Source organism: Streptosporangium album, assembly GCF_014203795.1.
In the GTDB taxonomy this organism is placed as follows: Bacteria; Actinomycetota; Actinomycetes; order Streptosporangiales; family Streptosporangiaceae; genus Streptosporangium; species Streptosporangium album.
Genome location: NZ_JACHJU010000001.1, coordinates 618,267 through 643,198 on the forward strand (window position 1 = coordinate 618,267; position 24,932 = coordinate 643,198).

Here is a 24,932-nt window from a genome sequence, read left to right on the forward strand (position 1 = left end):
CCTCGAAAACTCTCGTCCGGATAGGGCGCTGTGAGGTTTCGAAGGCTCGCCGCATCTCATGCTCCTGGTGATGGCCGGTCTCTGGTCGGCATCCTTCCATCGATGTGCCGAGTATTCGAGTCAATAAACGGTCAGGCGGGGCGCCCGCCGTACGGGCGCCCCGGCATCGCTACGGAACGATGTTGACCAGTTTGGGCGCGCGGACGATGACCTTGCGAGGAGTGCCGCTCAGGAAGGCCTGGACCTTGTCCGAGGCCAGCGCCAGGGACTCCAGGTCGGAGTCGGAGATCTCCGGGGAGACCTCCAGCCGGTCACGGACCTTGCCCGCGACCTGGACGACACAGGTGACGGAGTCCTGGACCAGCAGGGCCGGCTCGACCACCGGCCATCCGGCGGTGGCGACCGAGGCGGGGTGCCCCAGCCGCTCCCAGCCCTCCTCCGCGGCGTACGGCGCGACCAGGGAGAGCATGACCGCCAGGGTCTCGGCGGCCTCGCGGACAGCCGGGTCGGCGGCGCCGGGACCGGAGTCGACGGCCTTGCGTGCCGCGCTCGTGAGCTCCATCATGCGGGCCACCGCGACGTTGAACCGATGGGAGTCGACCAGCTTGGTGACCTCGTCGATGGTCCGGTGGACGACCTTGCGCAACTCCAGGTCACCGGTGGCGGCGTCCACACCGGGCACCGAGGCCGCACCGGCCTCGGCCATGACACGGAACGCGCGGGCCAGGAACTTCTGCGAGGCGGCCGGGGAGACGTCGGCCCAGTCGATGTCGTCCTCCGGCGGACCGGCGAACACCATGGTCAGCCGGACGGCGTCCACGCCGTAGGCGTCGATCTGCTCACCCAGGTCCACACCGTTGCCCAGGGACTTGGACATCGCCTTGCCCTGGTTGACCACCTGGCCCTGGTTCAGCAGGCGGGTGAAGGGCTCGGTGAAGTCGACCATGCCCATGTCGTGCAGGACCTTGGTGAAGAATCGTGAGTACAGCAGGTGCAGCACCGCGTGCTCGACGCCGCCGACGTACTGGTCGATGGGGCCCCACTGGCGGATCTTCTCCACGTCGAACGGACCGTCCTCGTAGGACGGGTCCGCGTAGCGCAGGAAGTACCACGAGGAGTCGACGAAGGTGTCCATCGTGTCGGTGTCACGCCGGGCCGGGCCTCCGCACTTGGGGCAGGAGACGTTGACCCAGTCGTCGGCCGACGCCAGCGGGGAGACGCCCTTGGGAGCGAGCGCCTCACCGCGCAGGTCGGGCAGGGTGACGGGCAGCTGGTCGTCCGGGACGGGGACCTCGCCGCAGTCGGCACAGTGGATGATCGGGATCGGGCAGCCCCAGAAGCGCTGGCGGGACAGCAGCCAGTCGCGCAGGCGGAAGTTGACCGTCGCCTTGCCGGTGCCGCGCCGGGCCAGCACTTCGGTGATCTTGGCGATCGCATCGGCCTTGGAGAGGCCGTCCAGCGGGCCCGAGTTGACCAGGGCCCCCTCTCCCGCGGTGGCGATGCCGGTCTCGCCCGGGTCGGCCAGGCCGGTGTGGACCACGACCCGCACCGGCAGGCCGAAGGTGCGGGCGAAGTCCAGGTCGCGCTGGTCGTGTGCGGGGACCGCCATGATGGCGCCGTGGCCGTAGTCGGACAGGACGTAGTCGGCCGCCCATACCGGCATGCGCTCGCCGTTGACCGGGTTGATCGCATACCGGCCCAGGAAGACGCCGGTCTTCTCCTTGTCGGTGGACAGCCGGTCAATGTCGGACATTTTCGACACTTCTGCCCGGTATGCCTCGAACGCCTCGAGCTGGTCGCCTGTGACGATCTCCTCGGCCAACGGGGCGTCCGGGGCGACCACGAAGAAGGTCGCGCCGTACAGGGTGTCGGGGCGGGTGGTGTAGACGGTGACCGGCTCGTCGCGACCCTCGATCACGAAGTCGACGTCGGCGCCCTCGGACCTGCCGATCCAGTTGCGCTGCATGGTCAGCACGCGCTCCGGCCAGCCGCCCTCCAGCTGGGCCATGTCGTCCAGCAGCCGGTCGGCATAGTCAGTGATCTTGAAGTACCACTGGGTCAGCTCTCGGCGGACGACGACGGCCCCGCAGCGCTCGCACTTGCCGGCCACGACCTGCTCGTTTGCCAGCACGGTCTGGTCGTTCGGGCACCAGTTGACCAGACCGCCCTTGCGGTAGGCCAGACCGCGCTCGAAGAAGCGGATGAACAGCCACTGGGTCCACTTGTAGTACGCGACGTCGCTGGTGTGCAGGCGGCGAGACCAGTCGACGGAGACCGCATAGCGCTTGAAGGAGTTGGCCTGGGTCTCGATGTTGGCGTAGGTCCACTCGGCCGGGTGCGCGTTGCGCCTGATCGCGGCGTTCTCGGCGGGCAGGCCGAAGGAGTCCCACCCGATGGGGTGCAGAACGTTGTAACCCTTCTGGAACCAGTAGCGCGCCAGAACGTCGCTGAGGCCGAAGGCCTCGGCGTGCCCCATGTGCAGATCGCCGGAAGGATAGGCGAACATGTCGAGCAGGTAGCGCCGCTCGCGGGGGTCGGCGGGATCGTCGGAGGCCCGGAAGGGGTCGAGCTCCTCCCACCGCTGCTGCCACTTGACCTGCAGTGCCTGCGGGTCGTAGTGCTGCTCGTCGCTCTGCATGTCGGCTCGCTCGCTCACGTCAATCTTCCCTCGGTATACGTCTGCGCAGATGATCTGACCCATCCGACCCAATAGAAAAACCCTCCGCTCACGCGAAGGGCAGCCGCATCGGCAGGCGTCTAGCGCCGGGAAGGCCGATGCGGCCCGATAAGCAGCAGGGTCTCGGCACGCATATGCCAAGACTATCGCAGTCCGCAAGCCGTATTCATGGCCTGGGGAAACAACTCTGATCACGGCAAACCGGGGACACGGGCGCCGGCAGGTCAGCACAATGGAAACTCGTGCGTCTGGGATGGGTGGAGGCTCGGCGGCGATACGTCCGTTGTGAGCTCACATGTCCCACCAGTTTACTCTTTTCAACGTGGCACACTCAGTCGAGCCGGGGCAGGGCCCGGATCCCTCGGAGGTCGGCCTGCCTATGCAGGACCCGCCCACCGACCCCACCGGACTCCAGTTCAGGGGGGCGTTCTCCAGTTTCCCTGCGAATCACCCCGTCTCACGTGAGACCATGCCCAATACCCCTAATTCGGGCACTCGCCCGGGAGGTAAGGAAGCCATGGCCTCGGAGCAGTCCAGCCAGTCCCACCTGCCTCCGGCATGGCCGGAGGCAGCAAATCCGCCGCCCGCCTGGGCGAGAGACTCTTCGGGCACCAGCCCCCGGCTCCCCCTTCCCCCGGAGGAGCCCGCCGGAGGCAGCCCCTCCTGGCAGGCCAGCGTCCCCGGCAACGGCTCCTGGCAACAGATCTTCGGGACGGCGGATTCCGCCTCCCCGCCTCCGCGAGCCCCGGGACAGCAGCCGGGCGGCGATTCCCAGCAGGCCATGCCGCAGGGGAGCCCCGGCACCTGGCCGCCTGCCCAGCCTTCCCCTCCGGCCGAGAACGGCGGCTGGGGCACGCCACAGGCCTCCGACAGCCGGGGGTGGGACACGGCTCCGGCCACCGAGAACGGCGGCTGGGGGGCGGCTCAGAACGCCGGTAACGGAGGTTGGAGCACGGCCTCGACGGCGAGCGGCGGCGGGTGGAACACCGCCCCGGCGACCGACAACGGAGGATGGGGCAATCCGCCGGCCGAGACGCCGAGCCACGTCTCCTCCCCCTCGTGGACGGTCCCGCCGAGCGCCGGCCCGGCCCCCTTCACGGGCCAGGACCCCCTCACCAGCCCCAACCCCTTCGCCGGACAGGGGCACCCGACCAACTCCAACCCCTTCGCCGGACAGGACCCCCTCACCAACTCCAACCCCTTCGCCGGACAGGGGCACCCGACCGGCCAGCCGAACGCCAACCCCTTCGCCGGACAGGACCCCCTCACCAGCCCCAACCCCTTCGCGGGGCAGGAAGCGTTCCGCAACCCCGTGGGCGACGGCGCCGCCCCGGACAGCCCGCCCGTGTGGGCCCTGGCGGGAGCGACCGCCCCTCCCGGTGCCCCACCGGTTCAGCCGCAGGATCCCTCACAGGGGGCGCCCGCGCACGGTATGCCCCATCACGGCCAATCTCCGACGCAGGGACAGCCGCCCCCGCCCGGGGGGCACCTGAGCCGGGACCCGTCCGACCCCAACAGACCTTTCGTCACCGCCGGCCAGATCAGCGGGCCCAAGACCCCTCCGCCGGAACGTCAGCAGGAACTGTGGAACACGGTCTTCGGCGACAACTACCAGGCCATGGATGACGCGCAGGATCTCGACGAACCGGGCAGGCCGGTCTGGGTCTTCGCACTCGCGGGCTCCGTGGTGATCGCCCTGATCGGTGCCGTGCTCTGGGCTTTCCTGGCCGGCCCGCTGGCCTCCACCAAGGAGGAGGCCACTTCTACGGTGAAGCCTTCGGCGACAGCCAAGAAACCCGCCAAGTCCCAGGCGCCGGGCCGCCTGCCACGCTTCCCGGGCAAGGCCTCGGCGATCGCGGGCACCCTGCCCGACCAGGCCGCGGCGATCAGCTTGGCGAAGCTCGGCACCCCCTGGCGGCAGGACCAGCGGCAGAACATGTCCATCAGCTACGGTTTCACCACCCGTCAGTATGTCCCGGCCGGACAGGACTCCCTCGGCAAGGCGCAGTTCGCCCAGGTGATGTCGGGCGCGCTGTCGCCCCGGCTGAAGAGCAAGTACACCTCGCCGGACAACCTGGCCCCGGTGATCAACGCGGTCGCCTCCGCCGGACGCAAGAAATTCTTCCCCGAGGACAACAGCGCACGCAAGACCGCCCAGCAGACCCTGTCCGTCAACGGCCTGACCGGGCAGCTCGCCGCCTATGAGATCACCTCCGGCGAGTCCACGACGACCATGGTCGTGGCAGCCGTGAGCACCGGCGCCGATCTGCCCTCGATCGTCTACATGTCGGTGCCGGACAGCAAGAAGGAACTGCTGCCCGACATCAACACCGTGTTCAAGTCGATCCGGAAGGCGGCCGCCTGACACCGCCCGGCCCCGAAGAGCGGGACATCCGCCCCATGGGTGTCCCGTGGCTCAGAACGTGCAGTCCATGTGCTTGATGCCGTTGATGAAACTGGAGTGGAGTCGCTCCGGCCTGCCGCCCTCGATCTGCGGTACGCGCCGGAGTAGTTCACGGAACATCACGGTGATCTCACGGCGGGCCAGATGGGCGCCGAGGCAGAAGTGCGGCCCCGGACCGCCGAAGCCCACATGGGGCCCCTCCGCCCGCTGGATGTCGAAACGGTAGGGGTCGGTGAAGACCGCCTCGTCACGGTTGGCGGCCCAGTAGTACAGGACCACCTTCTGGCCCCTGCGGTAGAGCTGACCGTTCATCTCGTGGTCACGGGTCACCTTGCGGCGCATGAAGTTCACCGGCGAGGCCAGACGGACGATCTCCTCGACCGCACCGGGCAGGCGTCCGTCCAGGTCGGCCAGGAGCGACGCCCGCTGATCCGGATTCTGGGTGAGCAGACGCAGGCCGTAGGAGATGGCGTTGCGCGTGGTCTCGTTGCCCGCCACGACCAGCAGGATGAAGAACGACCCGAGCTCCTGGGCGGTGAGCTTCTCGCCGTCGATGTTGGCGTTGACCAGTGACGAGGTGAGGTCTCCCGTGGGGTGCTCGGCCCGGTGCGCGGCGAGGTCCTGGACGAGCTGCTGCAGCTCCATGCCGGCGGTCAGCAGTTTCTCGGCGACCGTGGTCATGTCGTCGCCGCCGTATTCGGGGTCGAACCCGCCGAGGATCACATTGGACCGGTCGAAGACGGAGCCGTAGTCCTTCTCCGGGATCCCCATCATGTCGCAGATGATCTTCAGGGGCAGCTTGGCGGCGACCTCGGTGACGAAGTCGCAGCCGGGCCCCCCGGCGATCAGGTCGTCCACGATCCGTACGGCCGCCGCGTCGACGTCGACCTCGAACTGCTTGATCATCTTGGGGGTGAACGCCCGGGAGACGATCCGGCGGAGCCGTGCGTGCCTCGGATCGTCCATATTGATCATCGACCCGAAGTACTCGGTGAACTCCGGCGGCATGTCCGGGATGTTGGTGGCCCCGCCGTCCCCCGAGCAGAACACCTCGGGATTGCGGCTGGCTTCCAGGATGTCGGCGTGTTTGACCAGCGCGTAGTAACCGGGCCCCCGGGGAGCGAAGGAGAGCTCCGCCTCCTCGTAGAAGGCGGGGCGGTCCAGGCCGCGCAGGAGCTGGAAGGCGTGTTCCCGTTCCGGCATGGGCCTGGCCCAGAAGTCGTAGTCCGACAGATCGAAGTCGGCGGCGGAGACGATGGGCTTCCGCTCGGCTGGCGTCACGCTCATATCGTCAATCATTTTCGCGATCGACCACTTACGTCAATGGAACGCTTCCGAAGTCGCAATCGAGGTGTTTGATGCCGTTGATGAAGCTGGAGCGGAGACGGTCGGGTTCACCGGCGGAGCGGATGTCCGGGATACGGGTGAACAGCTCGCGGAACATCACAGTGATCTCACGGCGGGCCAGGTGGGCGCCGAGGCAGAAGTGCGGCCCCGGACCACCGAAGCCCACATGGGGCCCCTCCGCCCGCTGGATGTCGAAACGGTAGGGGTCGGTGAAGACCGCCTCGTCACGGTTGGCGGCCCAGTAGTAGAGCAGGACCTTGTCGCCCTTGCGGTAGAGGTGACCGTTCATCTCGTGGTCACGGGTGAGGGTGCGGCGCATCCAGGCGACCGGCGAGGCCAGACGGACGATCTCCTCGACCGCACCGGGCAGGCGTCCGTCCAGGTCGGCCAGGAGCAACGCCCGCTGATCCGGATTCTCGCTGAACAGATGCAGACCGTGCGAGATCGCGTTGCGCGTGGTCTCGTTGCCCGCCACGACCAGCAGGATGAAGAACGACCCGAGCTCCTGCATCGTCAGCTTCTCGCCGTCGATGTTGGCGCTGGTCAGGGAAGTGATGAGGTTGTCGCCACCTTCGGCGGCCAGGGAGACGACGAGGTCCTGGAGGCGCTGCCCGGCGCCGAGGAGCAGCTCGGCCGCGCGGTTGATGTCCTGGATGAACTCCGGGTCGCCGCCGGACAGGATGATGTTGGAGGCGTCGAAGACCGTCTGGTAGTGCTCGGGACCGATCCCCATCATGTCGCAGATGATCTTCAGGGGCAGCTTGGCGGCGACCTCGGTGACGAAGTCGCAGCCGGGCCCCCCGGCGATCAGGTCGTCCACGATCCGGGTGGCCTCGACCTGGACGTCGGCCTCGAACTGCTTGATCATCTTGGGGGTGAACGCCCGGGAGACGATCCGGCGGAGCCGTGCGTGCCTCGGATCGTCCATGTTGATCATCGACCCGAAGTACTCACCGAACTCCGAACCCAGGTCCTGGATGGAGGTGGAGCCCCGCCCCGAGGAGAAGACCTCAGGATTGCGGCTGGCCTCGACGATGTCGGCGTGTCTGACCACGGCGTAGTAGCCCGGCCCCGGAGGGGCGAAGCTGATCTCCGGCTCGGCGAACCGGACCGGAGCCGTCTGGGCGCGCAGCAGCGCGAAGGCCGCTTCGCGCTCGGCCATCGGCCGCTCCCAGAAGGTGATGTCCGACAGATCGATGTCCGACAGTGAAACCGTCACACCAGCCCCCAGTAGAACCACATTCGGTTTTTCCGATCCTGCCACAGGATCATCAACCTAACCAGCCCGGGATGAGCCGGGAATGGGGTCTGAGGAACATTGGAACCGGATCGTGCGCTAAGCGTTTGTCCTGGTGAACATCGGTTTGACCGCCGGTGATCGCTACCGGAAGCCTTCGAGGGTCTTGTCGTAGACCTGTGGGAGGTTCACAGTGCCGGTCGAGTCCTTGGGGGGGCGACCGCTGGGGGATCCGGGAGACGTCCATGACGATGACCTCGGTGGCTGACAGCCCCTCGACAGTCTGCGGTGAGCAGCGCGATAACCGCCGCGACAGCCAGATGAGAAGACTGGACGCCGGTCATGCCGCCCGGCGGGCGTCCGCGGTCACGGGCAGGCGGGCCGGTGGCTGGACCGTCGTGCAACGGTCCAGCCGGCCGGACAGCAGTGCCAGGCCCAGCCCGCCGGTGGTCATCAGCGCTCCGACCCAGTTGGGCGCGGTGTAACCGAGTCCGGCGTCGATGGCCAGCCCGCCCAGGCAGGCGGCGATCGCGTTGCCCAGGTTGAAGGCGGCGACGTTGGCGGTGGAGGCCAGGGTGGGGGCGGCCTTGGCGGTGCCGAGCACCCGGGTCTGCAGCGGAGCCACGGTGGCGAAGCCGAAGCCGCCCAGCAACGCGATGGTGACCGCGGCCGGGACCTGGGCGGCGGCGGTGAAGGTGAAAGCGAACACCGATGTTGTGGGACTGCCGGCCTGAGTTGTTCTTCTGGTGGCCGTCGGTTTAGAGTTCCAGGCAGCGTCGCGTGTCGGTGGCGGACTGCGTCAGGCATGGAGGCGTCGGATCCGGAAGGTGGTCATGATGACCCTTTCCCCGTTCCCCACCCGTGGGTGAGAGCGAGAAGAACAGGCTCATAGCCTGGAACCTTGAACTGCAGGCGGCGCATCAACGCCTGCATCGAGCACTGCGCCTCACGCGCGAATCCCTGGAAGCCGGGGACACCGCCTCGGCACGGGCAGACCTCCTGCTGTACTGCAAGGGATTCTGTGCCGCCCTCGACGGGCATCACGTGCGCGAGGACGTCGGGCTCTTTCCCGAACTGTCCGCGCGCCATCCGTCGCTGCGGCCCACGATCGCCAAGCTCCAGCAGGACCACGAGATGATCGCGATGCTGCTCGGGCGGTTGGACCGCGCGATCACCTCGGACGCCACGCCGAGCGAGCTGGCCATGCACCTGGACGGCCTCTCCGCGATCATGGAGTCCCATTTCCAGTACGAGGAGCGCGAACTCCTGGGCGCCCTGTCAACGCTGGACCTCGACGCCGATCCGCATGACCTCCTCGGACCGCTCTGATCGCGGCCTTCCATCCCGTCGTACTGCCCGTGATTCGACGAGACCCTCCTCATTTCCTCCGTACCGAAAGACGACTCATGCCCGACACGCTTTCGCCTTTTCCCGCCTTTTCACCGGACCCGTACGTGCACCCGGTCAACCGGCCGATCGTCACCGAGTTCCGAGCCAACCACGGATCTGTCGGCGGCCCTTTCACCGGAGCCGACCTCCTCTTGCTCACCACGCTCGGCGCCCGCTCGGGACGCCCGGCGACCTCCCCGCTGGCCTACTTCCGCGACGGTGAGCGCCTGCTCGTCGTCGCATCGGCGGGCGGATCCCCCCGCCACCCGGCCTGGTACCACAACCTGCGCTCCCATCCTGAGGCCGTCATCGAGCTGGGCGACCGCACCCTCACCGTTCACGCCGCTGTCACCGAAGGCGCTGAACGCGACGCCCTCTTCGAAAAGATCATCGTCCTGGCCCCCGGCTACCTCGACTATCAGACCACAGCGGGGCGGTCGATCCCCGTTGTCGCCCTGACCCCGACCGGCCCCGCCACCACGTCCTGACCGCCGAACGTCAAGGACGTCGCCCCGGCCGGCGAGGCCACGCGCGGCCAAGGGCCCCGAACCGACGCCAAGATCAGCTTGCTACCGCCGATGCCGGCACTCAGACTCTCCGAAGGCTATGCGCGACCCCTTGGAGGCCACCGGCCGCGTCGACGTTGGCGATTCCCCGCCCGGCGTCGACCGGGCGGCGGTAGCGGAGCGCGTGCGCGGCTACGAGGAGACCGCCCGCCGGCGCGTGGAGGACTTCGCCGCCACCCTATTGCTCCGTTCCTCAAAGGCTGTAGACGAACTGGCGGCGTAGGTGTCTGGGGGCCGGTGGTGGCCGTCCCCAGACCCAGGGTTTGGCCCGCTGGTTGAGCTGGGCGGTGGCGATGCGGGTGGCGTGGTCGATGTCCTTGCTATCAGCGAAGGACACTCCGGCCAGGGCATGGTGGCGGAAGATCCGCCACCACGCCTCCTGCAGATTGAGCCAGCAGGCGCCGACCGGGATGAACGCGTGCTGGATGCGGGGATGGTCGGCCGGCCATGTGCGGGTGGCGAGGCTGTTGTGACCGGACAGGTTGTCGGCGATCACCCAGATGTCACCGTGGCCGGGGTTGGCGTCCTCGAGTCGTTGCAGGAACCGCTGGTAGCAGTCGCTGTTGCGGGAGGCGGCGGTCATGGTGACCGCGGCGCCGTCGGCGACGCGCAGCGCACCGTACACCCAGGTCTTGTCGGGGCCGCGGAAGTATTCCAGCGGCGCTTTGATCCGGTGGCCGTCGGCGGACCAGGCGGGCGCGGGGCCGAAGGTACGCGGGGTCACCGGCCCCAGCTCGTCGGCGCAGACGACGACCGCGCCGTCCGGCGGGTCGGTGTACAGGCCGACGACCTGCGTTCTTTTGCGGCGAAGTCCGGGTCCTTGCTGGTGGTCCAGGACCGGGTGCGGCGCCATCTCACCCCCTCTTTCAGAAGGATCCGGCGCACCTGGGAACGGTGAATGTCGATGCCCTGCTCACGGGCGGCGGCGGTGAGGGCATCCAGGGTCCACACCGCCGGCCCATCCTCGTCGTCGGCCTCCAGCTCACCCCAGGGCTCCCAGCGCAGCCGCCCGGGCGGTATCGTCTTGACCAGCGCGATGAGCCGCGATCGTTCGGCTTGGGTGATCCGCGGTCTGCGACCGGGCCCGGGCCGGTCACCAAGCCCGTCGATGCCTTCGGCGTTGAAGCGGCGCAACCGGCGGCGCACGGTCTCCGGATGACAGCCCAGCATCGCGGCGATGGCCGGGCCGCGCATCTCCTCCCAGCTCAACACGACGATCTGGGCGCGCTGGATCCAGTCGGCCGGGGCGTGCCGGGCACCGGCGAGTTTACGGATCTGGCGTTCCTCCTCGCCGTCTCGCGGCGCTCGAGCGTGCAGCAGTTTCGGCATGATGACACCACCTCCCTGTCATCCACGATGCCCCTGATCAGGATGGCTGGCCACCGCTCAGCTCAACACCCTTTGAGGAACCCAGCACTAGATGATTGAGTCCAGGGGATCGCCTGCGGAAACAGGGCGAGGGCGTTCAGGATCCGTTTGTGACGACAGACCTAAACACCCTCGCCATCGCAATCTACGTCAAGATCGACGACGCGCTGAAGGCTTCGCCGGATTTGGTGCCCTGGCGTCCGAAGGGTGGCATCGCACCTACGCTCAGTGACGCTGAGCTGATCACGCCGGCGGTGATGTCGGCGCTGCTGGGCTTCACCTCCGAGCGGCGCCGGCTGCGCCACGCGTACGCCGAACTGACCGGCATGTTCCCGTATCTGCCTGGCCAGTCGGGCTACGGCAAGCGGCTCCGCAAGGCGTCCGGCCTGGTCCTGCACATGATCAGGATGCTCGCGGCCGACACCTCGCTGTGGAGCGATGACGTGTGGGTCATCGACTCCACCCCGGTGGAGTGCGGCCGCTCCCGGGAGACGGCCCGGCGCAGTGATCTCGCCGGGTGGGCGACTTACGGCTACTGCGCCAGTCACTCCCGGTATTTTTGGGGGTTGCGGCTGCATCTGCTGTGCACCCTGGGCGGGCTGCCGGTCGCCTTCGCGCTCATCGGCGCCAAGGCCGACGAACGAAAGACCCTGCTGGGGATGCTCGACGCCGCCCCCGAGCTGGTGGCGGCCCACCCGGGTCAAACGATCATCGGCGACAAGAACTACTACGGCCGCGCGTTCGAACGGGCTGTCGCCGACCGTGACCTGACCTTGCTGCGGCCGGCCCGCAAGAACGAGCCCGAACGGGCCGGCGCACAGCTGTTCAAGCCGTTACGACAGGTCATAGAGTCGATCAACCAGGCCTTCAAGGGGCAGCTTGACCTGGAGCGTCACGGCGGCCGCACGCCTGCCGGAGTCGTCATCCGCGTGCTTACCCGGATCCTCGCGCTGACCGCCGCGATCTGGCACAACGACAAAACCGGCCAGCCGATCAAACGATCCCTGATCGCTTACGACCACTGAACGTGACCAGACCCCCTGGACTCAATCATCTAGATCCTTGCTGGCGAGGATCTAGACCTGGTGCGCGGTCGCATATGGAGTCAGCGCGAGCACGCCGGTTCCTCGCGCCCGGGTGTCGCGGGTGAGGGCGAGTGGGCTGATGCCGTGTGCGGCGGCTATCTCAGAGGCCAGTCCGAACGCGACCCACTGCCACTCGTCCGCCTGTTCGGGGTCCCGGTAGTACTGGGGAAATTTTCGACGGATACGCAGGTCGGAGCACCCGTGAAGACCTTGGATCACATCCTGGAAGACTGGCTGCTGACCTGCGTATCCGTTGTTTTCTTCGCCGTTACTACCGGGACCCCGAGTAGTTCGCTGGCGCGGGCGGCGGTCTCGTACAACATCGCCCACAGCGTCTTCTCCCGGAGCGGAGCCTCCAGGTCGAACAGCGCCTCGATGTCGGCGACCGCCAGCGCGCGAGTCCGATCAGGGGCGCGTCCTCGCCGCCGGAGCCGACGGGTCGGGTCGGCGGTCAGCCAGCCTTGGTCCATCCAGAAGGCCACCGCGGAGCGGAGCGCGTCCAGGTGCCGGTTGAAGGTCGCGGCGGCTCGGCCGCTCCACTGGCGGGCGAACCATGCGGTGAGTCGGTCGGCGCTCTGTTCGTCGTCGAGCTCGGCAAGGAGGACGTGGGTGCCGGGTGGGGCGAACTCGGTGGTCAGGGCGCGCAGGGTGGAGCGGTAGGCGCGCTGGGTGTTGCGTTGCTCGGGGCCGGACAAGGTGGCCAGGTAGGCGGCGGCCGCAGCAGGCAGCGGAGGTGATCCGCCGCGCTCCAGGCGGTGAAGCTCGCCCACAGCCGCTCCCCTCCCGTTCAGTTATCGCAGATAAACATGTAGAGCTGACCTCAGTGGGACTCTGCAGTTACTTGACCTGGTGATTCTGCACGAATTTGTCCAGCGATCTGCGTGAGTTGTCCACTCCGCCGCCCCGCCCTTGGCAGTGATCTTCCCGCGTTTGTCCTGCAGACGGGGAAGGGAAGCGGCAGTGCTCAGAGCGGGGGGCCCTCGGCGGCGGCCAGCATGTTCTCGATCAGGTCAGCAGCGCGCGGGGTGCCACCCTCGGCCCGGGCGGCGACCTGCAACTGCTTGGACCGGTCGACGCGTTCCGGGTCCGTGACCAGTTCGTTCAGTGCCGCGCGAAGGGTCTCGGCGGTGGCGTCGGCGGTGTCCATGCGGCGGGCGACGCCGAGTTCCACGAGCCGGTCGGCGTTCATGAACTGCTCGGCTCCCTGCGGCACTGCGATCATGGGAACCCCGGCGAGGAGCCCTTCGCCGCAGCCGCCCATGCCGGCGTGGGTGACAAAGGCGTCGGCCTGTTCCAGGATCGCCCGCTGCGGGACCCAGGAGTGCACTTCGACGTTGGGCGGGACGGTGCCGAGTTCCTCGGGGTCGGTGTACTTGCCGATCTGGAGTACGACGTGCCAGCCAGGCAGGTCGCCGAAGGCCGCGATGCACTGGCGGTAGAACGCGGGCTGGCGCGTGTACGCCGAGCCGAGCGAGATCAGCAGCACGTTGTCCGCGGCCGCCGGGCGGGTCCAGCCGTCCGTGTCGGCTGGGGTGTCGAAGCAGGGGCCGACGAAGGTCACCGTGTCGGTGTCGACTCGATCGGCGTGCGGCTGCATCGCTCGCGGGATCAGAGCGAGGGCCCGGGCAGGCGGGCCGGAGAACATGTCCACGTCCGTGGTGGTCGCACCGCAGTCGGCGAGCCACCGCGCGAACCTGTCTCGGTACGCGTCGGCGCCCGGCAGCTTCCGCAGATGCGCCGCGACTTCCTCCTGGTAGCCGTCCCAGCCGACGAACGTCGGGGACAACTGCACGAGGGGACGGCCCTGCACTTCGGCGAGGGCGCGCGCGGCATAGGCGCCGATGTCGTAGAGGTACAGGTCGGCCGGATCGTCATCGTAGGCGGCGCGCAGTCGCGGGAGCGCCTGGACGGCGTCGTCGAGGAAGAGGCTCGCCGCGGCGATGGGATCGGCAGGCCAGTCGTTGTCGGCGACGGGCAACGTGGAGGTGCAGGGCACCAACTCCGCGCCGGCGGACTCGATCCGGTCGGCCACGACCGGATCGTTGGCGTAGGTGACCCGGTGCCCACGGGCCACCAATTCACGGATGAGCGCGAGGCTGGGCAGGACATGGCTGACGATGGGGACGCCGACCATCGCGATATGGGCGCGGCGACGGGACATGGGCGATCACTCGTTTCTGGCGTGGGACGGGTGCGGGCGGTGTGGCGAAGCCGCGATGTCAGGGCTGGTCGATCTGCGTGGCGGCCTCCTCCAGGTCGGCGACGGTCCCCGACATGATCGTCCGCACATGCCTGGTGATGTGCCGCACGGGCCAGTCCCACCACGCCACGGCGAGGAGCCGGGCGATGTCCGCGGCGTCGTAGCGGGTGCGGATGAGCCGGGCGGGGTTGCCGCCGACGATGCCGTAGTCGGGGACGTCGCCGGTGACCACGGCGCCGGCGGCGATGATCGCGCCGTGACCGATGCGTACACCGGGCATGACCGTGGCGCCGTGGCCGAACCACACGTCGTTGCCGACGACCGTGTCGCCCCGGCCGGGCAGGCCGGTGATCAGGTCGAAGTGTTCGGCCCAGGAGCCCCCCATGGTGGGGAACGGGAAGGTGGAAGGACCGTCCATGCGGTGGTTGGCGCCGTTCATGATGAACCGGGTGCCCGTCCCCAGCGCGCAGTACTTGCCGATGACGAGCCGCTCGGGACCGTAGTGGTAGAGAACGTTGCGCGTCTCGAACGCGGTCGGGTCGTCCGGATCGTCGTAGTAGGAGAAGTCACCGACTTCGATCAGCGGCGACTTCACCAACGGCTTGAGCAGAACCACGCGCGGGTGCTCGGGCATCGGGTGGAGCGCGGTGGGGTCGGCGGGAACGGGCGGCATCGTGGAGGCGGTTCCTCTCTAGTGGCCCTAGAGCGACAATTGTCGCGTTAAGATGTTGGCATAGCCCTGCCGCCTTAATCAACTTGGATACTGATTGCCGATGACAGAACCACTGGACACGACATCGGACCGCCGTCCGGGCGGTCGCACCGCCCGCATCCGCGCCCAGGTTCTCGATGCGGTGCGCGCCGAACTCGCTGAAGGCGGTCACGAAGGGCTCACGATGGAGGGGGTCGCGACGCGGGCCGGAGTGCACCGCGCCACGGTCTACCGGCGTTGGCGCGATGTCGGCGGCCTGCTCGTCGACGTCATCGACGCCGCCGGCGAGATCGACTGGCAGCCTCCCGACACCGGCTCGCTGCGCGGCGATCTGACGGCCCTCAACCAGGAGATCCAGGAATCCCTGGTCGTACAGCCGTCGTTCGCCGTCGCCCTGATGGCCGCCTCGTTCCACTCCGAACAGGCCGCGCGGGCCCAGACGCAGCTGTGGACGGACCGATACGCCCAGTGCGAGATCCTCGTCGAGCGCGCCATCGAGCGCGGTGAACTCCCCGCACAGCACACGGACGCGCGGAGCCTACTGATCGCCGCCACGGCGCCGCTCTACCACCAGTTAGTGCTCCTGCGCGCCAATCCGGACCCGCAACTCCCGGAACAAGCCGCAGAGGCCGCAGTTCTGGCGGCTGCCGCAGGTGCCTTCTCCGTCCGTCGGGAAGAGAACGAACGCAATCGCAATCAATAGCGCGACAAGTTCTGGATCACGGTCCAGCAGTTTCGTGCAGAGTCGCACCTCAGTCCGGCGAGGTGTTCGTCCTGCTCGATCCTGCCAGTATCGCAGATAGTGCCGCAGTATCTGCGGTCAATGCTCCCGAGAGAGTCCGGCGCGAAACCACACAGTGCTGACCTGCTCGGACAGGGCTTAGCGCACGATCCGGTTCCGATGTTCCTCAGACCCCGGAATGCGCCCGATCGTGGTCGATGAGCTCCGTACCGCCAGAGAGGTCCGTACGGGCTGCGCACAGCCGATGGCGTGCGAGTCATGCGCCGTCGCGACTCGATGGTCCATCTCAGCGGGATGGCGCTCTGGAGCGTTCCAGATATTGCACCGCTCCAACGACGGGTTATTTACATGCAATTAATTGACTTCAGGCTGTCCGAATCGCTACGTTCGTAATTATGATCACGCCGTGGTCAGCGTGCCCCTCGCCCCTGGGGGGCTTATCCGTGCTCCCACCTCCCGGGAGGCTTATTCATGTGAAAGCCGATCCGCGCTTTCACCGAGCCTCGGGCGGCCGGCACCCTGCGCCTGATGCGCTCACATCCATCGTCAAGCCCATTCCGTGATTTTTGAGGTGACCATGCCAAGGTGTTTCAGAGAAACCGTCACATGTGGTGCGGTGGCGAGAGCGCTGCCGAACCGGAAGGCGGTCGTCGCCGGAGGAAAGAGATGAGGCGGATATGGGGCCGTCTCCTCACCTCTGTCATCATGGTCGGCGCTCTCGTCACCACCATCGCCTCCCCTGCCTTCGCAGGGCAAAACGCCAGTGTGTATTGCGGGCTGACCAAGAGCGACTCCGTAGGCACGTGGAATAATTGCGGCTATGCGCAATTCCTCAGCAATTCCATATACGGCGTCGGCGAAGAACTGCTCGTCGTGACGGACTTGAATGACGACGGCTGGAGCGCCGCCGTACAGAACTACCGCTACGACATGGCCGACCCTGGCCCCTACCTCGGCATCGCCGGTGGAATAAATACCGACAGAGAATATAGATTACACATGCCCGAGGGCACGAAGATCAAGTTCCGGGTCTGTCCCTACAAGGTCAACGCCGGTCTCTACACGAGCCTGTGCGGCCCCTGGGTGACTGGGGTGGCCTGACACGGGCCCCGTGAAGCCACACCGCCAAGAGCCGCCGCGGCACGGATGCGACATGGCACACGGAGGGCGTCTCACCCGGCCCGGACGATGAGGTCGGCGGCCCTTTCGGCGATCATCACGGTGGGGGCGTGGGTGTGGCCCCGGTTGATGACCGGCATGATCGAGGCATCGACGACCCGGAGGGCGTCGACGCCGCGGACCCTCAGAGCCGGATCCACCACCGCGTCGGCATCCTCACCCATCCGGCAGGTGCCCACCGGATGATAAAGGGTCTCGCTGCGCTCGCGGATCCAGCGGGCCAACTCCTCGTCGCTCTCCGCGCCCCAGTACGGATCCATCGGCGGCCCGGCGAACGGACTGAGCGCCGCGGTGGCGAACAGTTCCTTGGCCTTCCTCAGCCCGGCGACCTGCCGCCGGACGTCGGCCTCCGCCGTCAGATAGGCGGGGTCGATGACCACGTCGCGACCGTTGAGGAAGACACGGCCACGGCTTTCGGGCCGGAGCAGGACCGAGGCGATGGTCAGTCCGTGACCGGGTGGCGGGGTGAGTCCGTGGTCGATGAACGGGACGGGAGCGAAGATCAACTCAATGTCGGGGGCGGGCTCGCCGGGAGAGGTGCGGACGAAGGCCACGGCCTCACCGACGTTCGAGGTCAGCATGCCGCTGCGGCCGACCAGGAACCGGAGCAGGTTGCCGGCCGACTCGGCACCCGCGAGCGTGACCGGCCTGGGGCAGTGCAGGATGATGCCCGAGGCCAGGTGATCCTGGAGGCCCCTGCCCACCTGGGGCAGATCGTGAACCGGCTCCACGCCTTCGGCCCGCAGCTCGTCGGCCGCACCGATGCCCGACAGCATCAGCAGGTGCGGAGAGCCGATCGCCCCGGCCGACAGGATGACCTCCCTGCGTGCCCGCACCACCGTGCCGTCGCCGTACTCCACGCCGGTCGCGCGCCCGTCCTCGACCAGCACCCTGCGCACGTGCGAGGAGGTCAGCACAGTGAGGTTCGGCCTGGTACGGGCGGGCCGCAGGTAGGCGTCGGCGGAGCTCCAGCGGCGGCCCCGATGCTGGGTGACGGGGGTCGGGGAGCAACCCTCGTTGGAGGGGCCGTTCAGCTCCTCCAGCCGGGCGATCCCCAGCTCCTCGCACGCCTTGAGGAAGACCGCGGTGGCCGGGTTCGGGGTACGCAGCTCGGAGACGTGGATCGGGCCCGCCGTGCCGTACACGGCCGCCCGGTTGGAGCCGGCGCGGCGCTCGGCCCGCTGGAAGTAGGGCACGACCTCGTCGTAGGACCAGCCGGGAACCTCCCAGCCGTCGTAGTCGGCCCGGTGGCCACGCACCCACATCTGGGCGTTCATCGAGGAAGAGCCGCCGAGCATCCGGCCGCGGGGCCAGTAGAGCTCACGGCCGGACATCTCGGGCTGTTTGGCGGTGGTGAAGTTCCAGTCGCGGTCGGTCTTGAACAGTTTGGGGAAACCGGCGGGCATCCGGACCTCCAGCCCGCCGTCGGGACCTCCCGCCTCAAGGAGGGCCACCGTCGTCGTGGAGTCCGCCGAGAGCCGGTTGGCCAGCACACATCCCGCCGAGCCCGCGCCTACGATCACATAGTCGTACTCCATATGGCCAACGACCCTTCGTCGCACGCATGCACGGACAGCCGGCTCACCACCCCCGTAAGCGAACCCTTATCTGTTCTGCTTACTCCTCGCTGCTTTTCACGTCAATTTGCAACCTCGGTTACCTACCGGTAGGTATTTCGGGGCTGCGAGTATGGGCGCGTCAGAGCTTGTCCGGAGGAGGACCCCCATGCTCAACCTGTCGATCACGCTGGAGGACAGCGTCCGGGAACAGCCCGACCGCACCGCACTGGTCTTCGGTGACCTGAGGCTGTCTTACTCCCTGGTCAACACGGTCGCGAACCAGGTTGCCAACCTGCTGGTCTCCAGGGGTGTCGGCAAGGGCGACAAGGTCGCGCTTGCCTGCCCGAACCTGCCCTACTTCCCCTTCGTGTACTACGGGATCCTCAAGGCCGGCGCCACGGTCGTCCCCCTCAACGTGCTGCTACAGCCCAGGGAGATCGCCTACCACCTGGCGGACTGCGAGGCCAAGGCGCTGTTCTGCTTCGAAGGCACCCCCGAACTGCCGCTGGGCGAGCGCGGGCGGGCGGGCTTCGACCAGGCGGAGACGGCGGAGCACTTCTTCGTGCTGCCGGCCGCCGCGTTCGCCACCGAGTCCGAGCACGGCGAGACGCTGTGGGCGGCGCTGGACGGGATGTCCGGCGAGTTCTCGACCGTGCAGACCGCACCGGACGACACCGCGGTGATCCTCTACACCAGCGGCACCACGGGTCAGCCCAAGGGTGCGGAGCTCAGTCATTTGAACATGCTGCTCAACGCCATGGTCTCGGACGAGATGTTCCCGGGCGGCGAGGGCGGCGACGTCTTCCTGGCGGCGCTGCCGCTGTTCCACTCCTTCGGCCAGACCGTCGTCATGAACCTCGGCTTCCGCCGCCGGGCCACCGTCGTGCTCATACCGCGTTTCGATCCCGGCCCCGCCCTGGAGCTGATGCGCACCGAGAACGTCACGTTCTTCGCGGGCGTGCCGACCATGTACTGGGCCATGCTGGCGAAGATCCACGCTGACGGCGACGAGGTGCCCACCTCTCTCAGGGTCGCGTGCGCCGGCGGCGCCTCCTCACCGGTCGAGGTGCTCAGGGACTTCGAGGCCACCTTCGGTATCGGCATCCTCGAGGGCTACGGCCTGTCGGAGACCTCCCCGGTGGCCAGCTTCAACCAGCTCGGCAGGCCCACCAAGCCCGGCACGATCGGCACCCCGCTCTGGGGCGTGGAGATGAGGCTGATCGACAGCGAGTGGAAGACGGTCGAGGGGCAGGGGCCCGGCGAGATCGCGATCCGCGGGCACAACGTGATGAAGGGCTACTACAACCGCCCCGAGGCGACCGCCGAGGTCATGAACGACGGCTGGTTCCGGACCGGCGACATCGCCACCCGTGACGAGGACGGCTACTACTCGATCATCGACCGGGCCAAGGACATGATCATCCGCGGTGGCTTCAACGTCTACCCGCGCGAGCTGGAGGAGGTCCTGATAACCCACCCCGAGGTCTCCCTGGCCGCGGTGGTCGGGATCTCCCACGATTCGCACGGTGAGGAGGTCAAGGCCTACATCATCCGCACCCCGGGGGCGTCCGTCACCGAGGAGGAGCTGATCGGCTGGTGCAGGGAGAACATGGCGGCCTACAAATATCCGCGGATCATCGAGTTCCGTGACGCCCTGCCGATGACCGCCACCGGGAAGATCCTCAAGCGCGAGCTCAGGTAGCCGGTCTGGAACGCGATACGGCCCGTGCCCGCAAGGGGCCCGGGCCGTACCGCAGGGCCTCGATCAGGGCCAGTCGCGAGAGGGGCGGAGCGGCATGTGCGCCGCGCCCCTGTCGTCGAGCTTCACGCCGAGGATCTGGTGAAGCTGGATCTTGTTGCGTTCGAAGCCGACCACGCAGCCGGCCATGTAGAGCCGCCAGACCCTGGCCGTGCCCTGGCCGACCTCCTCTACCGCCTCGTCCCAGTGCTCGTCGAGGTTGGCGCACCAGTAACGGAGGGTCTGGGCGTAGTGCTCGCGCAGGTTCTCCTCATGGCGGATCTCGAAGCCGAGGTCCTCCATCTGGCGGACCAGGTAGCCGACCGACTCCAGCTCCCCGTCGGGGAAGACGTAGCGGTTGATGAAGCCGCCGGCGTTGATGGTCTTCTCGGTGCCGGTCGGCCGGGTGATGCAGTGGTTGAGGATCCGGCCGCCGGGGTTGAGCTTGTCGTAGAGGAAGCGGAAGTAGAACGGCAGCTGTTCCTTGCCGATGTGCTCGGTCAGGCCGATCGAGCTGACCGCGTCGAAACCGGTCTCCCTGACGTCCCGGTAGTCCATGTAACGGACCTCTGCCAGGTCGCCCAGCCCCGCGTCGGCGATGGCCTTCTGCGCCCATTCGGCCTGCTGGCGCGAGAGGGTGACTCCCAGCGCCTTCACGCCGTACTCGCGGGCCGCGTGGATGACCATGCCGCCCCAGCCGCAGCCGACATCCAGCAGCCGCATCCCCGGCTTGAGGTCCAGCTTCCGGGCGACCAGGTCGAACTTGGCGTACTGCGCCTCCTCCAGCGTGGACTCCTCGCCGGGGAAGACCGCGCAGGTGTAGGCCATGGACGGGCCCAGCACCCACTCGTAGAACGTGTTGGAGACGTCGTAGTGATGATGGATCGCCTCGGCGTCGCGCTGCTTGGCGTGCCTGCTGCCCATCTTGGCCAGCATGCTGCGCCGCATCTCCTGGGGAGGAGGCTGCACCCGCATCAGCAGGGGCTTGACGCCGAGGGCTCGGACGGCCGCCAGCTTCTCGCTCGTCGGGATGTCGTTGATGGTGAGCGACCACATCCGTGACAGCAGGTCGTACATGTCGCCCTGGACATCGAGATGCCCGGAGACGTACGCCCGTGCCAGACCGAGCTCTCCGGGAGCCTGTGCCAAGTAGGCGACCGCTGCCGGAGACTTCACCTCGATGCTGATGTCCGCGCTGTCCGGACCGGCCTTGCTTCCGTCATAGGCGGCGAAGCGGATGTCCGCCTCGTTCCCTATGACCTTCTCGAAGATCTCTGCCAGCTTCACAGAAACAACCTCCTAACGCCCCCGTACACATTTGTCGTAGAGGTTGAGCAACCGGCCACCCGCGTCGTATGCCCGTTTGACCGGCCAGTAGGCGATTCCGTTATAAAAACGCCAGAAATCGTCACGGGAGTAGAACGACGTCGAGTAGAGCGACTTGTGGCCGTCCAGCTCGTGCACCTTGTTCTCGATGAGACGGTTGTAGTAGCCGTCGAACTGACCCCGGGGTAGGGGGACGGTCCCCCAGAAGCCGAAGTTGACGTACAGCCGTCCGGGCTCCAGCGGGTAGAGCGGCCACTCGCCGGTTGACTTGAGCGGGCACATCCACACCGGCTCCATGCCGACCTTGTCGTGGAAGAACTCCAGGAACTCGGCGCCGCGCTCCACCGGCACCTCGATGTCCTGGATGACCGACTCCTGGATGGGCTGACCCCGCCACCGGTCCACCCGGGCGATCACTCCGTACTTACGGTCCAGGCCGACGAGCCTGCGGTAGACGTCGGAGCGCATCCACTTGCGCGGCATCAGGGAGCGGACGAGCGCTCCCTGCACCCCGAACGCGCGCGAGCACCAGAACCAGTCGGTGTCCCAGCGCCACAGGTAGTCGCGGATGCTCAGCCAGTCACGCGTCCTGGTCTGGATCGACCGATAGTAGATGCGCATACCGGTGTAGTCGGAGAGATAGGGAGCACGTTCGGCGAACCGGCCGACGGTCACATAGAGCTCGCCGGGGCCGAAGAACGTGCCGTCCACGAAGTCGATCGGCTCACCGTCGTGCTCGCCGCTCTCGCAGATCTCCTTCATCGCGATCATGCACTTGTCGGCATCGGTGAACGGGATGTGGGTCAGCCGGACGTACGGCTGGACGGGCTTGAGCTTGATCCGGATCCGGAGGGCGTAGCCGAGCGTGCCGTAGGAGTTGGGAAAGGCACGGAACAGGTCGCGGTGCTCGTTGTCGTCACGCGCCACGATGATCCGGCCGTCGCCGGTGAGGATCTCCAACTCCTCCACCGACTCGTGCGGGAGCCCGTCACGGAAGCTGGTGGACTCGATGCCCAGCCCGGTCACCGCGCCGCCCAGCGTGATCGTCTTCAACTGCGGGACGACGTACGGCATGAGCCCGTGCGGGAGCGTGGCGTCCACCAGGTGCTCGTAGGTGGTCATGCCCTGGACCTCGGCGGTCATGGTCACCGGATCCACCTCGATGACCTGGTCCAGATCCCGGGCCGACAGCTTCGCTCCGGAATCCCCGTCCCGGAAACGGAACAGGTTGGTGGTCGCCTTGGCCAACCGGGGCGCCGCGCCCTCGGGGATCGCGGCGTAGGACTCCCTGATCTGCTCTACGGCGCGCCGATGCGCCGCCATCTGTGTCATCTGTTGCACAGGACCTCACCCCCAGAGCCCTCATAGTAAAGATCGCCCCTAGCACGTTATATCTCGGGTCTCTCTGGAGCCAGGTGGGACACGTTAAACGCGCGAAAACTCTACACAGGCCCCGTTTGAAGGCGACGGCGGACCACCGGTTCCACCCCGTTGAGCACTCCGGCCACCGGGCGCCCCTCCACCGCCGCCGCCAGATTGTCCAGGACGAGGCGGACCAGACGGCCGGTGGACTGCGGGGTCACCCTGGCCACGTGCGGGGACAGCAGCACCCGGGGGCTGTCGCGAGCAGGGCGTCCCGGTCGCGGGCGGCCGGGACGGACACGCTGACCCGCTCGCTCAGCGGGCCGAGGAGGTTGCGCAGCGCCTCCTCGGCAGCGACGGCAGCGCCAGCACCCTCCAGGTCACGTCACTCGCCTCCGCGCGGGTGGAAGCTCTTGAACGCCTGGTTCATCCGGCCCAGCTGGCTCCTCCACTCGTTCCCGGTGGTGGTCCAGGTCAGCACCATGACCGTGTCGCCGACCCCGATGAACCGGCGCGTCTCGTGGTAGGTCACTCCGGCACGGGCCCAGGGCGCGCCGCCGCTGTCCTTCATCGTCCAGGTGAAGGACCAGTCGAGCCCGGTGCCGTAGGACAGGGGGATGCGCGCGGTGTCCTCGGAGGCGATCTCGCTCCACTGCGCCACGTCGGTCCTGACGGTCTCCTGGAGCGGGTCCAGGCCGTCGTGGGGACCGGGAAGCACCTCCACCGACATGTGCGCTCCGCCGTCGCGGCGCAGCCACTGGGTGTAGCCCGTCTCGGGGGCCCAGTCCTCCTTCCAACCGGCCGGATACCGGATCGACCAGTTCTCCGGGGCTCTGGCCTGCCACAGCTTCCACTGCTGCGCGGCCTCGGCCGGAGGCCGGCTCTTCGACGGCCTGGGGGAAGGGGGCGCGCTCGGCTGCTCCGTCGCGGCGGCCGAGGCCTCGGCGGTGGAGGTGTCCGAGACGGGGGCGGCCTGCGCGGCGCCCGGCGTGTCGGGCCGTGTCATCGCTATGGACGCCGCCGCTCCTCCCCCGGCCAGGACCACCACGGCGGCCACGATCAGCGGGACCCGGCCGCGTCCGCCGTCCCGGCGCCGCCGGACGGGGGTCTGAGAGGTGGGCGTCTCCTGCCTGCGGTGCCGCTCGGTACGGCGCGGCGCCTCCGTGGGGGCGCCGCTCGCCTCGGCGAGCATCATGTCGACCTGCTCGGGGCTCAGCCGGCGGGCGGGGTCGCGCTGGAGCATGCCCATGAGCACCTCCCGCATCGCGGGGGGCACCCGGCTGAAGTCGGGCTCCTCGGTGAGGAGGGCGCCGAGGGTGGCGATGGCGGTGGTGCGCTCGAAGGGGCCATGGCCCAGCAGCGCCGCGTAGAGGGTGGCGCCGAGGGCCCACAGGTCGGACCAGGGGCCGGCCTCGTCGGCCGTGGCACGTTCCGGCGGCAGGAAGCTGGGCGAGCCCGTCACCATGCCGGTCTGGGTCAGCGAGGTGTCGCCTTCCACGGTCGCGATGCCGAAGTCGGTCAGCACGGCCCGGCCGTCGGGGGCGATGAGGATGTTGCTGGGCTTGACGTCGCGGTGCAGGATCCCGGCCTCGTGTGCCGCCCGGAGCGCCGACAGCACCTGGCGGCCGATGTCGGCCACCTGCTGGACCGGCAGGGGGCCGAACTCGTCCAGGCCCCGGGCCCTGACCAGTTCCATGACGATCCAGGGGCGGCCGTCCTGCTCGGCGACGTCGTAGACCGCCACGATGCCCCGGTGGTTGAGCCGGGCGGCGGTCCTGGCCTCGCGCGAGGTCCGGGTCAACTGACGCTCGTGCTCCGCGGGGGCGAGGTTCGGCGGGAGCAGTACCTCCTTGACGGCGACCGGGCGGTCGAGGAGCATGTCGTACCCCTCCCACACCACACCCATGCCGCCCCGGCCGAGCTCCCTCAGCAGTCGGTAACGCCCAGCGACCACCCGTTCACCGTGCGGATATGTCATCGCGTAACCCCTAGGTCCCATTCAGCTAAGGCGCAAGTTTCCCATACACCCACGCGCCGCGCG

Annotated in this window: 22 protein-coding genes; 7 read left to right on the forward strand and 15 right to left on the reverse strand. The window is 68.0% G+C overall.

Annotation, left to right across the window (positions count from 1 at the left end; genetic code table 11):
- Window positions 1-169: 169 nt before the first annotated feature.
- A complete protein-coding gene (leuS, locus tag FHR32_RS02810) occupies window positions 170-2,638 on the reverse strand; it encodes a leucine--tRNA ligase (RefSeq protein WP_184756329.1) in 2,469 nt (822 codons plus the stop codon).
- Window positions 2,639-3,194: 556 nt separating this feature from the next.
- Between leuS and FHR32_RS02815 the strand changes: the two genes are divergently transcribed.
- On the forward strand, window positions 3,195-5,042 hold the full coding sequence (locus tag FHR32_RS02815) for a hypothetical protein (RefSeq protein ID WP_184752703.1): 1,848 nt from the start codon (window positions 3,195-3,197) through the stop codon (window positions 5,040-5,042).
- A 51-nt stretch (window positions 5,043-5,093) separates the two neighbouring features.
- Here FHR32_RS02815 and FHR32_RS02820 read toward each other — a convergent pair whose 3' ends face one another.
- The 3 genes from FHR32_RS02820 to FHR32_RS02830 form a co-directional block, all read right to left on the reverse strand.
- Entirely contained in the window at window positions 5,094-6,368 is a 1,275-nt protein-coding gene (locus tag FHR32_RS02820) for a cytochrome P450 (RefSeq protein WP_221465231.1), read from the reverse strand.
- 28 nt (window positions 6,369-6,396) lie between these two features.
- Entirely contained in the window at window positions 6,397-7,590 is a 1,194-nt protein-coding gene (locus FHR32_RS02825) for a cytochrome P450 (protein ID WP_246466439.1), read from the reverse strand.
- Window positions 7,591-8,005: 415 nt separating this feature from the next.
- On the reverse strand, window positions 8,006-8,374 hold the full coding sequence (locus FHR32_RS02830) for an MFS transporter (RefSeq protein ID WP_184752709.1): 369 nt from the start codon (window positions 8,372-8,374) through the stop codon (window positions 8,006-8,008).
- A 152-nt stretch (window positions 8,375-8,526) separates the two neighbouring features.
- Between FHR32_RS02830 and FHR32_RS02835 the strand changes: the two genes are divergently transcribed.
- Together FHR32_RS02835 and FHR32_RS02840 are read left to right on the forward strand one after the other, a co-directional pair.
- Entirely contained in the window at window positions 8,527-8,994 is a 468-nt protein-coding gene (locus tag FHR32_RS02835) for a hemerythrin domain-containing protein (RefSeq protein ID WP_184752711.1), read from the forward strand.
- Window positions 8,995-9,071: 77 nt separating this feature from the next.
- Window positions 9,072-9,542 carry a nitroreductase family deazaflavin-dependent oxidoreductase gene (locus FHR32_RS02840; RefSeq protein ID WP_184752713.1) on the forward strand — a complete coding sequence of 157 codons (471 nt, stop codon included), beginning with the start codon at window positions 9,072-9,074 and terminating at the stop codon, window positions 9,540-9,542.
- 271 nt (window positions 9,543-9,813) lie between these two features.
- Here the strand turns inward: FHR32_RS02840 and FHR32_RS02845 are convergent, their stop codons facing one another.
- Window positions 9,814-10,455 carry an IS630 family transposase gene (locus tag FHR32_RS02845; protein ID WP_221465620.1) on the reverse strand — a complete coding sequence of 214 codons (642 nt, stop codon included), beginning with the start codon at window positions 10,453-10,455 and terminating at the stop codon, window positions 9,814-9,816.
- Window positions 10,341-10,949, reverse strand: coding sequence for a helix-turn-helix domain-containing protein (locus FHR32_RS02850; protein WP_184752715.1), 609 nt, complete (start codon window positions 10,947-10,949; stop codon window positions 10,341-10,343). Before FHR32_RS02850 ends, FHR32_RS02845 begins: the two co-directional genes overlap by 115 nt.
- Before the next feature lie 149 nt (window positions 10,950-11,098).
- Here FHR32_RS02850 and FHR32_RS02855 point away from each other — a divergent pair, with 149 nt between their 5' ends.
- Window positions 11,099-12,013 (forward strand): IS982 family transposase, encoded by a 915-nt coding sequence (locus tag FHR32_RS02855; protein WP_184752717.1) that lies wholly within the window; start codon window positions 11,099-11,101, stop codon window positions 12,011-12,013.
- A gap of 51 nt (window positions 12,014-12,064) precedes the next feature.
- Here the strand turns inward: FHR32_RS02855 and FHR32_RS02860 are convergent, their stop codons facing one another.
- The 4 genes from FHR32_RS02860 to FHR32_RS02875 form a co-directional block, all read right to left on the reverse strand.
- The gene (locus tag FHR32_RS02860) at window positions 12,065-12,292 is read right to left on the reverse strand and encodes a hypothetical protein (RefSeq protein ID WP_184752719.1); all 228 of its coding nucleotides are present in this window, start codon (window positions 12,290-12,292) and stop codon (window positions 12,065-12,067) included.
- Window positions 12,289-12,843 carry a site-specific integrase gene (locus FHR32_RS02865; RefSeq protein ID WP_184752721.1) on the reverse strand — a complete coding sequence of 185 codons (555 nt, stop codon included), beginning with the start codon at window positions 12,841-12,843 and terminating at the stop codon, window positions 12,289-12,291. The genes FHR32_RS02860 and FHR32_RS02865 overlap by 4 nt, the downstream gene beginning before the upstream one ends.
- 194 nt (window positions 12,844-13,037) lie before the next feature.
- Entirely contained in the window at window positions 13,038-14,234 is a 1,197-nt protein-coding gene (locus FHR32_RS02870; protein WP_246465925.1) for a macrolide family glycosyltransferase, read from the reverse strand.
- 58 nt (window positions 14,235-14,292) lie between these two features.
- Window positions 14,293-14,946 carry a CatB-related O-acetyltransferase gene (locus tag FHR32_RS02875; RefSeq protein WP_184752723.1) on the reverse strand — a complete coding sequence of 218 codons (654 nt, stop codon included), beginning with the start codon at window positions 14,944-14,946 and terminating at the stop codon, window positions 14,293-14,295.
- A 100-nt stretch (window positions 14,947-15,046) separates the two neighbouring features.
- Between FHR32_RS02875 and FHR32_RS02880 the strand changes: the two genes are divergently transcribed.
- Both FHR32_RS02880 and FHR32_RS02885 read left to right on the forward strand, forming a co-directional pair.
- A complete protein-coding gene (locus FHR32_RS02880; RefSeq protein WP_184752725.1) occupies window positions 15,047-15,688 on the forward strand; it encodes a TetR/AcrR family transcriptional regulator in 642 nt (213 codons plus the stop codon).
- Between the two features lie 744 nt (window positions 15,689-16,432).
- Window positions 16,433-16,828: a hypothetical protein gene (locus FHR32_RS02885; RefSeq protein ID WP_184752727.1), complete on the forward strand. Its 396-nt coding sequence runs from the start codon at window positions 16,433-16,435 to the stop codon at window positions 16,826-16,828.
- A 71-nt stretch (window positions 16,829-16,899) separates the two neighbouring features.
- Here FHR32_RS02885 and FHR32_RS02890 read toward each other — a convergent pair whose 3' ends face one another.
- A complete protein-coding gene (locus tag FHR32_RS02890; protein WP_184752729.1) occupies window positions 16,900-18,444 on the reverse strand; it encodes a GMC family oxidoreductase in 1,545 nt (514 codons plus the stop codon).
- A 187-nt stretch (window positions 18,445-18,631) separates the two neighbouring features.
- Here FHR32_RS02890 and FHR32_RS02895 point away from each other — a divergent pair, with 187 nt between their 5' ends.
- A complete protein-coding gene (locus FHR32_RS02895) occupies window positions 18,632-20,167 on the forward strand; it encodes a long-chain-fatty-acid--CoA ligase (RefSeq protein ID WP_184752731.1) in 1,536 nt (511 codons plus the stop codon).
- Window positions 20,168-20,230: 63 nt separating this feature from the next.
- Here the strand turns inward: FHR32_RS02895 and FHR32_RS02900 are convergent, their stop codons facing one another.
- The 4 genes from FHR32_RS02900 to FHR32_RS42780 form a co-directional block, all read right to left on the reverse strand.
- Window positions 20,231-21,490 carry a class I SAM-dependent methyltransferase gene (locus FHR32_RS02900; protein ID WP_184752733.1) on the reverse strand — a complete coding sequence of 420 codons (1,260 nt, stop codon included), beginning with the start codon at window positions 21,488-21,490 and terminating at the stop codon, window positions 20,231-20,233.
- A gap of 12 nt (window positions 21,491-21,502) precedes the next feature.
- Window positions 21,503-22,861: an FAD-binding oxidoreductase gene (locus FHR32_RS02905; protein ID WP_184752735.1), complete on the reverse strand. Its 1,359-nt coding sequence runs from the start codon at window positions 22,859-22,861 to the stop codon at window positions 21,503-21,505.
- A gap of 110 nt (window positions 22,862-22,971) precedes the next feature.
- Complete coding sequence (locus FHR32_RS02910) at window positions 22,972-23,139, reverse strand: hypothetical protein (RefSeq protein ID WP_246465927.1); 168 nt, start codon at window positions 23,137-23,139, stop codon at window positions 22,972-22,974.
- Window positions 23,140-23,276: 137 nt separating this feature from the next.
- Window positions 23,277-24,845 (reverse strand): serine/threonine-protein kinase, encoded by a 1,569-nt coding sequence (locus FHR32_RS42780; protein ID WP_312881915.1) that lies wholly within the window; start codon window positions 24,843-24,845, stop codon window positions 23,277-23,279.
- Between the last annotated feature and the right edge of the window lie 87 nt (window positions 24,846-24,932).

Bases quoted from the DNA above. Each gene is read 5' to 3' on its own strand.
- FHR32_RS02850 (WP_184752715.1), bottom strand. From the start codon at position 10,949: ATGCCGAAACTGCTGCACGCTCGAGCGCCGCGAGACGGCGAGGAGGAA.
- FHR32_RS02905 (WP_184752735.1), bottom strand. From the start codon at position 22,861: ATGACACAGATGGCGGCGCATCGGCGCGCCGTAGAGCAGATCAGGGAG.
- FHR32_RS02820 (WP_221465231.1), bottom strand. From the start codon at position 6,368: ATGAGCGTGACGCCAGCCGAGCGGAAGCCCATCGTCTCCGCCGCCGAC.
- FHR32_RS02880 (WP_184752725.1), top strand. From the start codon at position 15,047: ATGACAGAACCACTGGACACGACATCGGACCGCCGTCCGGGCGGTCGC.
- FHR32_RS02870 (WP_246465925.1), bottom strand. From the start codon at position 14,234: ATGTCCCGTCGCCGCGCCCATATCGCGATGGTCGGCGTCCCCATCGTC.
- leuS (WP_184756329.1), bottom strand. From the start codon at position 2,638: ATGCAGAGCGACGAGCAGCACTACGACCCGCAGGCACTGCAGGTCAAG.
- FHR32_RS02875 (WP_184752723.1), bottom strand. From the start codon at position 14,946: ATGCCGCCCGTTCCCGCCGACCCCACCGCGCTCCACCCGATGCCCGAG.
- FHR32_RS02840 (WP_184752713.1), top strand. From the start codon at position 9,072: ATGCCCGACACGCTTTCGCCTTTTCCCGCCTTTTCACCGGACCCGTAC.
- FHR32_RS02825 (WP_246466439.1), bottom strand. From the start codon at position 7,590: ATGGCCGAGCGCGAAGCGGCCTTCGCGCTGCTGCGCGCCCAGACGGCT.
- FHR32_RS02890 (WP_184752729.1), bottom strand. From the start codon at position 18,444: ATGGAGTACGACTATGTGATCGTAGGCGCGGGCTCGGCGGGATGTGTG.
- FHR32_RS02895 (WP_184752731.1), top strand. From the start codon at position 18,632: ATGCTCAACCTGTCGATCACGCTGGAGGACAGCGTCCGGGAACAGCCC.
- FHR32_RS02885 (WP_184752727.1), top strand. From the start codon at position 16,433: ATGGTCGGCGCTCTCGTCACCACCATCGCCTCCCCTGCCTTCGCAGGG.
- FHR32_RS02815 (WP_184752703.1), top strand. From the start codon at position 3,195: ATGGCCTCGGAGCAGTCCAGCCAGTCCCACCTGCCTCCGGCATGGCCG.